This is a genomic window from Shewanella eurypsychrophilus, from assembly GCF_007004545.3.
GTDB lineage: Bacteria > Pseudomonadota > Gammaproteobacteria > Enterobacterales > Shewanellaceae > Shewanella > Shewanella eurypsychrophilus.
The window spans coordinates 1,377,883-1,391,006 of record NZ_CP045503.2 but is presented as its reverse complement, the minus strand read 5'-3'; the positions used below and the strand labels follow the sequence as shown (position 1 = coordinate 1,391,006).

General features: G+C 44.4%; 14 protein-coding genes. All 14 read right to left on the bottom strand.

Going from position 1 to position 13,124, the window contains the following annotated elements; all coding sequences use genetic code 11:
• Positions 1 to 54: 54 nt before the first annotated feature.
• On the bottom strand, positions 55 to 279 hold the full coding sequence (nqrM, locus tag FM038_RS05820) for a (Na+)-NQR maturation NqrM (protein ID WP_142872385.1): 225 nt from the start codon (positions 277 to 279) through the stop codon (positions 55 to 57).
• A gap of 126 nt (positions 280 to 405) precedes the next feature.
• Entirely contained in the window at positions 406 to 1,422 is a 1,017-nt protein-coding gene (locus FM038_RS05815) for an FAD:protein FMN transferase (protein ID WP_142872384.1), read from the bottom strand.
• A 150-nt stretch (positions 1,423 to 1,572) separates the two neighbouring features.
• Positions 1,573 to 2,820 carry an NADH:ubiquinone reductase (Na(+)-transporting) subunit F gene (nqrF, locus tag FM038_RS05810; RefSeq protein WP_142872383.1) on the bottom strand — a complete coding sequence of 416 codons (1,248 nt, stop codon included), beginning with the start codon at positions 2,818 to 2,820 and terminating at the stop codon, positions 1,573 to 1,575.
• A 45-nt stretch (positions 2,821 to 2,865) separates the two neighbouring features.
• Positions 2,866 to 3,474, bottom strand: coding sequence for an NADH:ubiquinone reductase (Na(+)-transporting) subunit E (nqrE, locus tag FM038_RS05805; protein WP_142872382.1), 609 nt, complete (start codon positions 3,472 to 3,474; stop codon positions 2,866 to 2,868).
• Positions 3,475 to 3,479: 5 nt separating this feature from the next.
• Positions 3,480 to 4,112: an NADH:ubiquinone reductase (Na(+)-transporting) subunit D gene (locus tag FM038_RS05800; RefSeq protein ID WP_142872381.1), complete on the bottom strand. Its 633-nt coding sequence runs from the start codon at positions 4,110 to 4,112 to the stop codon at positions 3,480 to 3,482.
• Positions 4,112 to 4,906 (bottom strand): Na(+)-translocating NADH-quinone reductase subunit C, encoded by a 795-nt coding sequence (locus FM038_RS05795; RefSeq protein WP_142872380.1) that lies wholly within the window; start codon positions 4,904 to 4,906, stop codon positions 4,112 to 4,114. The genes FM038_RS05800 and FM038_RS05795 overlap by 1 nt, the downstream gene beginning before the upstream one ends.
• Positions 4,899 to 6,098: an NADH:ubiquinone reductase (Na(+)-transporting) subunit B gene (locus tag FM038_RS05790; RefSeq protein WP_142872379.1), complete on the bottom strand. Its 1,200-nt coding sequence runs from the start codon at positions 6,096 to 6,098 to the stop codon at positions 4,899 to 4,901. Before FM038_RS05790 ends, FM038_RS05795 begins: the two co-directional genes overlap by 8 nt.
• Positions 6,098 to 7,432 (bottom strand): Na(+)-translocating NADH-quinone reductase subunit A, encoded by a 1,335-nt coding sequence (locus FM038_RS05785; protein ID WP_142872378.1) that lies wholly within the window; start codon positions 7,430 to 7,432, stop codon positions 6,098 to 6,100. The genes FM038_RS05790 and FM038_RS05785 overlap by 1 nt, the downstream gene beginning before the upstream one ends.
• A 463-nt stretch (positions 7,433 to 7,895) precedes the next feature.
• On the bottom strand, positions 7,896 to 8,405 hold the full coding sequence (gene luxS / locus FM038_RS05780; RefSeq protein ID WP_142872377.1) for an S-ribosylhomocysteine lyase: 510 nt from the start codon (positions 8,403 to 8,405) through the stop codon (positions 7,896 to 7,898).
• Positions 8,406 to 8,581: 176 nt separating this feature from the next.
• Positions 8,582 to 9,673, bottom strand: a complete 1,092-nt coding sequence (locus FM038_RS05775; RefSeq protein ID WP_142872376.1) for a TRAP transporter substrate-binding protein — start codon at positions 9,671 to 9,673, stop codon at positions 8,582 to 8,584.
• Positions 9,674 to 9,775: 102 nt separating this feature from the next.
• Positions 9,776 to 11,101, bottom strand: coding sequence for a TRAP transporter large permease (locus FM038_RS05770; protein ID WP_419555639.1), 1,326 nt, complete (start codon positions 11,099 to 11,101; stop codon positions 9,776 to 9,778).
• A 38-nt stretch (positions 11,102 to 11,139) separates the two neighbouring features.
• The gene (locus FM038_RS05765) at positions 11,140 to 11,676 is read right to left on the bottom strand and encodes a TRAP transporter small permease subunit (RefSeq protein WP_142872374.1); all 537 of its coding nucleotides are present in this window, start codon (positions 11,674 to 11,676) and stop codon (positions 11,140 to 11,142) included.
• Between the two features lie 248 nt (positions 11,677 to 11,924).
• Positions 11,925 to 12,224 carry a BolA family protein gene (locus FM038_RS05760; RefSeq protein WP_142872373.1) on the bottom strand — a complete coding sequence of 100 codons (300 nt, stop codon included), beginning with the start codon at positions 12,222 to 12,224 and terminating at the stop codon, positions 11,925 to 11,927.
• A 131-nt stretch (positions 12,225 to 12,355) separates the two neighbouring features.
• On the bottom strand, positions 12,356 to 13,036 hold the full coding sequence (locus FM038_RS05755) for an alpha-ketoglutarate-dependent dioxygenase AlkB family protein (RefSeq protein WP_223293008.1): 681 nt from the start codon (positions 13,034 to 13,036) through the stop codon (positions 12,356 to 12,358).
• Between the last annotated feature and the right edge of the window lie 88 nt (positions 13,037 to 13,124).

Below are 13,124 nucleotides of genomic sequence, written 5' to 3'. Positions count from 1 at the left end.
GTACTATTTTATAAGTACCTTTTATGTGTAGCTTATTAGCCGCAGAACTAATAACTAAATAATGCGATCTTTAGTGAGCTTCTCTCTTCGCTCCTCTTCCGCTGCCATTTTGGCTTTACGGTTGTCACAAGGATCATCGCAATCACACGCCTTATCGATACCTAGGGCACCTAAGCCGCCACAACTTCCGGCAACAGCTGTACGCTTAACCAAGTAGCCAACTGACATAAAAAGGAAGAACAGCAATAAAACCACAAATGCCGCAATAAATGTACTCATCATATACTCCAACTGTACAGTGAGGCGATTATATCATCAGATCCCTTGTCAAACCTAAGGGTATAAATCGAGATCTGATCTCACGCCTGCAATAGTCTTTAAACCTAAACCTGCAGATGTAACAGTTTACTGATTAACATAAGGTTTAAATGCATCACTATAGAAAACGTTAAAACCATCATCTTGCTTTTCGATCAACATAATGGCCAAGTTTTCCTGCTTAGCGAGCGCTAAAGACTTCTCTGTTCCTAACACCATCATGGCTGTTGCATAGCCATCGGCCACCATGGACTGCTTATGAAGCACGGTCACGGATGCTAAGCGGTGATCGATCGGGTAGCCATCTCTTGGATCGATAAGGTGCGAGAACTGTCTACCATCTTCTTCATAATAATTACGGTAATCACCTGAAGTCGCAATCGCGTTGTCTCCAGGGGCAAATACTAGCTGAATTTCCCGGTCGTCAACATCTGGCTGCTCGATAGCGACGCGCCAAGGCGAATCATCCATCTTGTTTCCATAGACACTGAGCTCACCACCGATTTCAACCAAATAGCCAGACACATGGTATTTATCCAATATACTCGCTACCATGTCAACGCCGAAACCTTTGGCAATAGATGAAAGGTCAACGTAAAGATCAGGGTTCGTCTTGCTCAATTTCATGCCATCAAGATGCAGAAATTCAATTCCTGTTTTGGCTTTAGCCGCAGCAATAACATCTTCACTCGGCAATTCAGTTGGACGCTTATCCGGCCCAAAGCCCCATAAATTCACTAAAGGCCCTAGGGTGATATCCAGCGCACCGCCAGTCACTTCATAGAGGTGGATCCCCTCAGCAATAACAAAAGCCGTGTCTTTCGAGACGGTAATGGTCTCTTCATGGCCCATGGAATTAAAGCGTGACAGCTCAGAATCAGGACGATAGGTCGACATCTGATCGTTGACCTTTTCAAGTGCTATATCGATTTCAGCTTGCAGTAGATTAGCCTCTGGTAACTTGGCACTCGGTACCACTTTGATGTGATACGTTGTCCCCATAGTGTTACCAGAAAGCGAAATAATTGGTGCCGGTTGGCTACACCCAGAAACGAAAAAGGCTAGCCATACAAGGGCTAACCAGTTTACTAAGGTCTTTTTCATGTTGACCTAAATCCTTATCACTATAAAACTTATGATCTACCCGACATTTGATATATAGAAAGTGAGGAAAAGTCCTCACTTTCTATTTCAAACTCGAATGATAACTATCGAAAGATTAAAGCGTTTAATACCAAATGGTATTAGGTGTGATTAGCCACCGAAGTCATCCAGAAGGATGTTTTCATCTTCGACACCAAGATCTTTTAGCATACCGATAACGGCAGCGTTCATCATTGGAGGGCCACACATATAGAACTCACAATCTTCCGGTGCATCGTGGTCACGTAAGTAGCTTTCATAAAGTACATTATGAATAAAGCCTGTCTTACCATCCCAGTTATCCTCTGGCTGAGGATCTGATAGTGCAACGTGCCAATCAAAGTTTTCATTATCAGCCGCAAGGCCGTCGAAATCTTCAACATAGAACATTTCACGCTTAGAGCGCGCACCATACCAGAAGCTAATCTTACGCTTGCTATTAAGACGCTTAAGTTGATCGAAGATATGAGAACGCATAGGCGCCATACCTGCACCACCACCGACAAACACCATCTCATTATCAGTTTCTTTAGCGAAGAACTCACCAAATGGACCTGAAATAGTGACCTTATCGCCCGCTTTCAAGCTGAAGATGTAAGAAGACATCTTACCGCAAGGCAGCGTGAGGTTACGTGGAGGCGGAGTCGCAATACGTACGTTCAACATGATGATACCAGCCTCTTCAGGATAGTTCGCCATTGAGTATGCACGGATTGTTTCATCTTCAACTTGAGACTCTAACTTGAAGAAACCAAAATGCTCCCAGTCACCACGGTACTCTGCAGGGATATCGTAATCTGCATATTTAACATGATGTATTGGTGCTTCAATCTGAATGTAACCACCAGCACGGAAAGGTACTGAATCGCCACCAGGTATTTGAAGCTTAAGCTCTTTAATGAAAGTGGCTTTGTTATCGTTAGAGATAACAGTACATTCCCACTTCTTAACACCAAAGATCTCTTCTTCTAGTTCGATCTCCATATCAGTTTTCACGTTTACCTGACAAGATAAACGACAGCCCTCACGAGCCTCACCCTTACTGATATGATCAAGCTCAGTAGGGAGAATATCTCCACCACCTGATTTAATGTGTACTTTACACTGACCACAAGTACCGCCACCACCACATGCAGACGATACGAAAATACCGCTCTCTGCTAATGCACCTAGTAACTTACCACCTGCTGGTAACTTGATGCCCTTCTCAGGGTCATCATTAATACCAATTGTAATGTCACCGCTATTTACTAGCTTCGATTTGGCGAACAAAATAATTAGTACCAAACCTAAGACGATAGCTGTAAACATACTCACACCAAGGTAAACCTCGAGTGGAGTAGATTTAAGAATATCCATTAACTTATCCTTAAAAGTCCGAAACAGGAACCCGATGGGTCCCGTTTATAGGGACACACCAGAAAACGACATGAATCCAAGCGCCATAAGACCCGCAGTAACAAAGGTAATACCTAAGCCACGCAGTCCATCAGGCACATCAGCATATTTCAGCTTTTCACGGATACCAGCTAACAAGACGATAGCTAACGCAAAGCCCACTCCAGAACCCACACCAAACACCATGCTTTCAACTAGGTTGTAGTCACGCTCAACCATGAAAGAAACTGCACCAAAAATTGCACAGTTTACGGTGATAAGTGGTAGGAAAATCCCTAGAGCGTTATAAAGTGGTGGGAAAAACTTATCCAACACCATCTCAAGGATCTGTACAAGCGCTGCGATAACACCAATGAAGGTGATGAACTTCAAAAAGCTCAAATCAGCTTCTGGCGCACCGGCCCAAGCCAAAGCACCCGGAGCGAGCAGCCCTTGATAGATGATCTGGTTAACGGGGACTGAAATCGCCAGTACCACAATAACAGCAATACCTAGTCCCATCGCCGTGGTCACTTTCTTAGAAACCGCTAGGAATGTACACATACCTAGGAAGAAAGAGAGTGCCATGTTCTCGATGAAAATAGAGCGAATTAGCAAACTAATATAATGTTCCATCGCGTTTACCCTTTTGCTTCTACTTGCTCTGGCTTAACCGTTCGGATGATCCAGATCAACATACCGATTAAGAAGAACGCACTTGGTGGTAGCAATAGCAGACCGTTTGGCTGATACCAGCCACCGTCTGAAATCTTGCTTAAGATCTCAACACCAAATAACGAACCATTACCAAAGAGTTCACGGACAAAACCAACTGATAATAGAATCGCACCATAGCCTAAGCCATTACCGATACCATCCATAAAGCTCATCATTGGCGGCGTTTTCATTGCATAGGCTTCGGCGCGGCCCATCACGATACAGTTGGTAATAATCAAACCAACAAATACCGACAACTGCTTAGCGACATCGTAGGCATATGCCTGAAGCACCTGATCAACCACAATTACCAAAGAGGCAATGATGGTCATCTGCACTATGATACGTACACTGCTTGGAATATGGTTACGTAGCATAGAGATGAACAAGTTTGAACATGCAGTTACTGCAGTCAAAGCTATGGTCATTACCAATGCAGTTTCCATTTTACTGGTAACAGCAAGTGCACTACATACACCTAGTACCTGCAAGGCAATCGGGTTGTTATTAACAATTGGTCCCGATAGAACCTGCTTAAGTTCTTTAGCGTTAGCCATTAGCTCAGTCCTCCATTACGAACTTTCTCGATGAAGTGAGCAAAGCCTTCCTCACCTAACCAAAATTCAAGTGAGTTTTGAACACCGTTACCGGTCAAAGTTGCCCCAGAAAGTGCATCAACACCATGTACAGATGCTGCAACGACAGGGTTCTTTGTTACACTAATTGCCAAGTTACCTTGAGCATCATAGAGCTGCTTACCGTGCCACTTCGCCATCCACTGTGGATTTTGAACTTCACCACCTAGACCCGGTGTTTCACCAGAACCTGTGAACGAGTAGTAAACTAAGCTCTGAATGGTATTCATATCAGGCTCAACGGCTAAGAATGCATACATGGTTGACCAAAGACCGTAACCTTTGATGGGCAAGATGAGTGTCTTAAGCTGACCTTGCTCATCATTCACCACGTAGACCACAGCAGTATTAGCAACACGCTTTACTGAAGCAACATCGTTTTTAGGTTTAAAAGAGTTAGCCACATCACGTGAAGCCTTATCGGCATCAAATAAGTCGGCATCGCCTTCAACCCAATCACCTGTTTTCAGGTCAACAAGCTTAGCGACAACATACTTATTGTATGTTTCAAGCACGTCAGCTTTCGCCATAGGTGCTTCGTTAGCTTGAGTAAGACCAGCAGCTTCAAGAATATATTTTTGCTTATCGAGCAGTTTATTCTCAATCTGAATGGGTCTTAGTAATACTGCTGCAGTCGATACAAAAACTGAACAGATAAAACATAAGCCAACCACCACAAAGAGGGTTCTGCCAAAGGAATCTTTATTACTAGCCACGTGCAATCCTCCGCTTGATATTTGCCTGGACAACAAAATGGTCAAATAGTGGAGCAAACAAGTTGGCGAATAAGATGGCCAACATCATGCCTTCTGGGAACGCTGGGTTAATGACACGGATAAATATTGCCATTGCACCAATTAAGATGCCGTAAGCCCATTTAGCAGAGTTAGTGAACGAAGCAGATACAGGATCTGTCGCCATAAACATCATACCGAAGGCAAAACCACCTAAAACAAGGTGCCAGTACCAAGGCATAGCAAACATCGGGTTAGTATCACTACCTATGGTATTGAGTAGCATTGATACAGCAATCATACCCACCATCACACCGGCAATAATGCGCCATGAAGCGATACGAGCATAAACAATGACGGCGCCACCGATTAATAGTGCCAACGTCGAAACTTCACCCACAGAACCAGGAATAAAACCTAGGAAGGCATCCCACCAGTCCTGGCTAAATCCATATTCTAGTGTTCCTTGTGCCGCTTGACTCAAGGCTGTTGCACCAGAGTAACCATCGGCCATAACCCAAGAGGTGTCACCAGACATACTCAAAGGATAAGCAAAGAATAGGAAAGCTCGACCAGCAAGTGCTGGGTTGAGGAAGTTACGCCCTGTGCCACCAAAGATCTCTTTCGCTACAACCACACCAAAGGTAATACCCAGTGCAACCATCCACAATGGAATGCTAGGTGGCAGTGTCAGCGCAAAAAGAATGGAGGTAACAAAGAAACCTTCGTTAACTTCATGACCACGTACCGAGGCAAACAAAACTTCCCAGATACCACCTACAGCAAATGAAACCGCATAAATAGGTAGGAAGAAGCAGGCGCCATACCACATTAGCGCTGGCCATCCGGAATGAGCACTCAACTCAGTGCCAAACATGCTAAACATGCTGACCTGCCACACATCAGGAGTGGCAAAACCCGCAACTAATGCATCTTGTGCTTGTAGACCGACGTTATACATACCCACAAACATTGCAGGAAATACGCAGGCCCAAACCATGATCATCATACGTTTCAGGTCTAAGTTATCGCGAACATGGGTTGCGCCCTTGTTTACGTGACCTGGGGTATAGAAAACCGTATAAGCAGCTTCGAAAACGGCATAAAACTTTTCGAATTTACCGCCCTTCTCAAACTGTGGCTCTACACTCTTAAATAACTCTTTCAAGCCCATTAGCCTTCCCTCACAATCGTATCTAAACAGTCACGTAAGTAAGTAGCATAATCATACTTACCCGGACATACGAAAGTACACAGTGCCAAATCTTCTTCGTCCAACTCGAGTGCACCTAATGTGACAGCACCATCGGTATCGCCTGACACTAGGTCACGTAATAACATAGTTGGAAGAATATCAAGAGGCATCACACGCTCGTAGTTACCAATTGGCACCATAGCTCGGTCTGAACCACCCGTACTTGTCGTCATATTAAACAGACGAGAAGGAGACAAGTGACCTAAGAAAGCACGAGTAATAGAGAACTTATCCTTGCCAGGCATAGCCCAACCGATAAACTCTTGCTCTCGACCTTCTTCAAGCAGTGACACTTGATGATGGAAACGACCTAGATAAGCAATCGGTCCTATTGCGATACGACCGCTCAAGACTGAACCAGAAACAATACGCACGTCACCGTCTAAGGTTTCATTTGCAGTTAACTCTGCAATCGAAGCACCTATCTGAGTACGAACGAGTCTTGGTTTACTCGCTTTGGGACCAGCGATAGCGATTACGCGTTGAGTGTGTAACTCACCGGTAGTAAATAGCTGACCAATGGCGATGACATCTTGATAACCCACATGCCAAACCGTTCTGTTAACCGATGCTGACAAAAGGAAATGTATATGTGTACCGGCTAGACCTGCAGGATGTGCACCTGCAAACTCTTCTACTTGTGCATTTGCAGCTGGAATATCGGCTCCAGGTGCTTTACACAGGTAAACTTTACCTTCAGTCAATCTTGCAAGAACCTTAAGTCCGTTAGCAAAATCTTCTTTATGCTCACCGATAACCACTTCAGGGTCAGCAGCAAGAGGTTGAGTATCTATCGCGGTAACGAAGATGCCTGCAGCATGGGAATCTACTGCTGGGGCTTTACTGAAAGGACGAGTTCGCAATGCTGTCCACAACCCTGATTCTATTAGGTTGTCTCGAACTAGCTGCGAATCCAACGATTCTAATTCTGCAGCACCATACTTTGCAAAGGAGATACTGTCTTCCCCTTCAACATCGATGACGACTGATTGCAGAACACGTTGCGCGCCCCGGTTGACTTCTGAAATTGTGCCACTGGCTAAAGCCGTATATTTAACTCCAAGGTTCTTTTTATCTTCAAAGATAACTTGACCTTTTTTAACTTTATCGCCCACTTTAATTTTCATGGTAGGACGTAAGCCAATATACTCTTCACCCAAAGTAGCTACACGTTTGATGGCTGAGCCATCATGGACAACTTGCTCTGGTCCGCCTGCTATAGGCAGGTCCAATCCTTTCTTTATTGTAATCATATCCACAAGCACTACGTTATGAAGGAAAGATAATGCGCCGCGTTCCTGCTTAGTACGACAGGTTTAAAACATAGCTCATCTCAATGAGCTAGCGCAGATTTATCACTAAAATGCGATCGTAATCACGCTGTTCGCGCGCATTTTACCGTAAATATCACGCTATCGCCATGGGAAATGTGAGTGTTTTAAAAGGATTGTGACTTTTTGAAAGTAAGCCATGGCTCACATTTTAGTGAATAATTTAGATTCAGCGCCTTCTAATGCAATTAACCCCCTTGTCTAGCAAGGATATTCACACATTACAATATCATTGCTACATAAGTATTAATTTAAGCAACTAAAAAATAACGCCTTTTTAAGTGACTACTTTTTAAGCTACCATAGGCATCTAGCGGAGTGTTTTATAGGCAAAAGCCTTAAACAAAAAAACGGCCGCAGCCGTTTTTTTATCAATTAGACCTGTTTAGAGTCCTTTCAAGATGTCGTCGCTAAGTTTAAGATCATCGTTCTTATTAACACTGATCCCAGACCCAATAATGGTACGCGCAATACCTTTTGCTTGCTCTAGTGAATGCATATCGTAGGTACCACATTGATATTCATTAAGCTCTGGGATCTCTGACTGCTCTGCAACCTTAAGTACATCGTTCATCGCAGCTAACCAGGCTTCTGCGACTTCGGCTTCTGCAGGCGTCCCAATCAAGCTCATATAAAAGCCAGTGCGACATCCCATTGGAGAAATATCAATAATTTCTACAGAACTGCCATTCAAATGATCACGCATAAACCCAGCATAAAGGTGCTCTAATGTATGGATGCCCTTTTCACTTAATATATCTTTGTTCGGTGCGCAAAAACGCAGATCAAACACTGTGATGGTATCACCGCTAGGCGTCTTCATGGTCTTAGCTACGCGCACAGCTGGAGCGTGCATACGGGTATGATCCACGGTGAAGCTATCTAATAATGGCATCTCTACTCTCCAAGTTTGTTGGGTATTGATTAGGCCTTAATGGCATTGGCCTATTTTTGTTTTTTGGTATTTTAACATAAGCCGATGACACTATGAGCAGTCTCGGTAGTACGAAAAAACATATATGAGTCTGAACAAGACTAGTGTCTTGCTCATTTTCTTCTCCTGAATTAGAACTACTGCCTTAACCTACTATAAGCATCTTCCGAGATCAGGTGGTATTTTCTTACCCCAACTTGATACTCCATATACGCGTCGTAAACTTTTTTCATGGTTTTATCTTGCTTTGATTGCTCTCTGATCACGACTTCTGAAACTTTGGCTAACTCCTTCATTACAGCATCCGGGAATTGCTTAATAATGACATGATGATCATTAATTAATGATTCGAGGGCCGTGACATGGCGAGTGGTGTACTCATCCAACATATCTTGGTTGATAGCACGGGCTGCAATTTTAACGATTGATTGTAGGTCTGGACTTAGCGTTGAAAATGCGTCTTTATTAATCATAAACTCCAAGGTAGTTCCGGGCTCATGCCATCCAGGGTAATAGTAAAACTTTGCCGCTTTGTGTAGGCCGAAGGCTAGATCGTTAAATGGCCCCACCCATTCGGTCGCATCTATTGCCCCAGTTTGTAGTGCAGTATATAGCTCACGTCCTGGCAATGTGACAGGCACGCCTCCTACGCGTTTTAACACCTCCCCCCCAAGACCTGGCAGTCGCATCTTCAGCCCCTTAAGATCTTCCATGGAGTTTATCTCTTTATTAAACCAGCCTCCCATCTGTACCCCGGTATTCCCCCCAGCTAAGGGCAAGATCCCAAATGGCTCATAGACCTCCTCCCACAACTGCATGCCACCGCCATAATGCAACCAACCATTCATCTCTTGGGCATTAAGGCCAAACGGGATCGAAGTAAAAAACTGCGCCGCTGGCGTCTTACCTTTCCAATAATAAGCGGCGCTATGCCCCATTTGCACCGAACCTTGACTGACGGCATCGAAGACCTCGAACGCGGGCATCAGCTCACCAGCGCCGTATACTTTAATTTTTAACCTGCCATTTGACATCTCATCCACAAGTTTCGCAAAGCGTTCGGGCGCCATACCAAGACCCGGAAAATTCTTCGGCCAAGATGTCACCAACTTCCATTCAATGGCATCAACCTCAGTAGTCTTAGCGGCTTGAACCTGTTCTCTCTCTCCGCCGCACCCCCAAACAAGCAATCCAGCAAGAGAGATCATAAGTAGCGCTTTGTTTTTCATATCCTATTCCTTTATCTGACAATCAATAAACACTCTAATAATTGTTTCTATAGATATTTAGTCATGATGAGCATCTAGACAGCTAACTAGGATAAGCTCAACTTATCGATAGATGGCATCGGGTAACCAGGTCACTAAAGCTGGCCATATACTCAAGACCAGCATCAAAAACAGCTGTATCAACACAAACGGGATCACCCCACGATATATTTGACCACTCGTCACCCAGTCTTTGCTGACGCCTCTGAGATAAAACAGCGCAAAACCAAAAGGTGGAGTCAAAAACGATGTCTGTAAATTCACCGCAATCATGATGCCAAGCCATATGGGGTCTAACCCCATAGTCAATAATATTGGCGCCACTAAAGGCACCACCACAAAAGTGATCTCAATGAAATCTAAGATAAAACCTAAAAGGAAGATCACTAACATGACCAGTAATGTCGCGCCAATAACGCCGCCCGGCATATTTTCAAATAACTGATGAATTAACACTTCACCACCTAAGCCTCGAAATACCAGCGAAAAAATTGAAGCACCGATTAAAATTAAGAACACCATAGAAGTCACTTTAGTGGTGTTAAGCATCACCTCTTTTAAGATAGCGAGGGAGAGCTGACGCTTCACAAGAGCGATAACCAATGCACCAAAAGCCCCGACAGAGGCTGCTTCTGTCGGTGTCGCAATCCCAAATAAGATAGAACCTAGTACCATAAAGATGAGTAATAGTGGTGGAACTAACGCACTCAGAGTTTGCAATAGAAATTGGATATCGAGTTGCTTGGGTTCTGAAGGCTCAGGAAATTGTTCAGGCTTAAAACGAATAAGCACTAATGTATAGAGACAATAAAGCGCCAGTAACAACAAGCCAGGCACTAAGGCTCCAGCAAAAAGATCGCCAACCGAGACAGATTTAGGACTAAAAATCCCCATCTGTAGTTGTGCCTGCTGATAGGCATTTGAAAGCACATCCCCAAGTAAAACCAAGGCAATCGAAGGGGGAATTATTTGACCAAGCGTGCCGGTAGCACAGATAGCCCCAGCACTAAATGCCGGGTCATAGCCCCGCTTTAATAAAACAGGTAGCGACATCAAACCCATTGTCACCACCGTCGCGCCGACAATGCCTGTGCTGGCGGCCAGCAGCATGCCGACAAAAAACACGCTAAAGATGAGCCCACCACGGAAACGACCAAATAGCTCGGCCATGCTAGTCAGTAACTGCTCAGCAATCTTCGACTTTTCCAGCACGACCCCCATAAATACAAATAAAGGTACTGCCATCAAAATAGGGTTATTGAGTACCCCGTAAAGTCTGTTAGGCAGGACGCCGAGCAGGCTAGTGTCGAAGACGCCGAAGAGCGAACTGACCCCGGCGAAGAGTAGCGCGATCCCGGCTAATGTCAGTGCCACCGGGTAGCCAAGCATCAAGACCAAGCAAACGACAATAAAAAGCACAATAGCCACTATTGATCCCCTCCGGGCTTGCCGTCTTTCCCACTCACAGAATCACAGTCATCACTGTTAAACAGGGCGACACCGTGGCGTACCAGTTCAACGGTCCCTTGAAGCAATAGACTGACGACCAACAAGAGCAGCAAACTCTTCTGCAGATACACATGGGCTAAGCCACCAGCTTCGACTGAGCTTTCCCCGACTCGCCAGGATGCTAAAACATAATCGTAACTTGAATAGAGAATAAAGAGGCAAACAGGCATCAACAGCAGTAGCGTACCGAGAAAATCGACCCAATGGCGAGCACGAATACTGAAACGACGATAGAAAATATCGACTCTAACATGGCCATCATGCTTAAGGGTGTAGCCTGCGGCCATGGTAAACACGGCGCCATGCAGATATAAGGCAGACTCTTGTAATGCTGTCGCCCCTGTATTAAACACGTAGCGAAGTACGACAACGGTTAACGTCATCAATACGATAAATAATGTACACCAGCTGACCCCTCTGCCCATCAACTCGGTTAACTTCTCTAGTTGGTTCATCCATTCTCAACACAAAGCGCACGTAACATATTGATAACAGAATTGTCGCGATAGATAAACAAAAGCTTGTGATGATAAAAAGGGATATGGAAAGAAGGGACTAGGTTTTAGATTCTAGGATCTAGGTGGTAAGAATGATATGACCCTGGTTAAGTGGACAGGGGGTAATTTATTAATTCAAAGATTGTGGGACTCATTCCATAGAGAGTCCCACATTTAGCCGTTGCTTACCTTCTAGGGTTTAGCTTCTAGCCTTTGCACTTTGGTGAGTCGGGAACATTTGATTCTGTACTCCACTCTTCGGGAGTGAACGTGTGCATAGATAACGCATGCAAGCCATTAGCGAATTCATCGGCTAACGCTTCATTAACAGATCGGTGTCTGCCAAGTAAGCGTTTACCCTCAAAAGCCGAGCTGGTAATAATCACCTTAAAGTGTGTCTCTGAATTCGGAGGCACATGGTGATTGTTACTCTCGTTGATCACTTCTAGGTGGCTAGGCGACAGGGCTGCGGTGAGTTTTTCGGTAATGAGTTGCTCTACTGACATCAGAATACTCTCAAACAAGCAAAATGCGATGGCGGCAGATTAATACCTTAGCTACCAAAGATCAATGATTGCCACATATTTGTCACTTTTCGTTCAAGATCTATAAGAACAAATAAAACATCTTCAATACGCTAGTTTGATCCAAAATAATTAGCTGTGACTTGTCTAAAGGTATAGTTAATTCTCGCCTCAGTAACCTTCATACGTTTAGGCAACGCATGCTCCCACCCCTCCTGCATCGGCCAGTGCATAAGCAGTAAATCTCCCGACTTAAGTGTGAACGAGAACTTTTCATGGGTAAGTTTATTTCTAATCACAAAGTCCCTGCTCGCGCCAAGTGTAATCGAGGCGATATCACTCCCTGCAGCAAATTCAGGCTCATTATCACTGTGCCAGCCCATAGACTCAGTACCATCGGCATAGCGATTAACTAAAACGCCATTAGATAACAAATTAAAGTCTCTTGTTAACTTCGCCCTTAATTTATCTGCATACTTGGGCCATGGCAGTGCTTTAACCAATAGACCTGAATAAAATGTGTCACAATTGATATCAGCAAACCATGCTTGAGAACGGGGAATTTTATGCCGCTTGCCATACACCTCAATTTCAGGTGACTCAAATGGATACTTGACGGCCTCCTTGAGCAGAGCCTGCTGTTGGTCGACATTAAGATAGCGGCTAATCAGTGTTAAGGGAGCACCACAAGATCCCACTCGAGCTGACTGTTCTTGAGAGTCGTGACTTTCCCCGCCTAATTTATCAGCGCCATCTAGACGTAAACTATTTTGTTTCATATTCTCATCACTCATAAAACCACCGCTCATATAACCGTTATTTTTGCGAGGCGACACTCATTGAGCATATATACCTTGAACACTAAATCTGCGATAATATGCG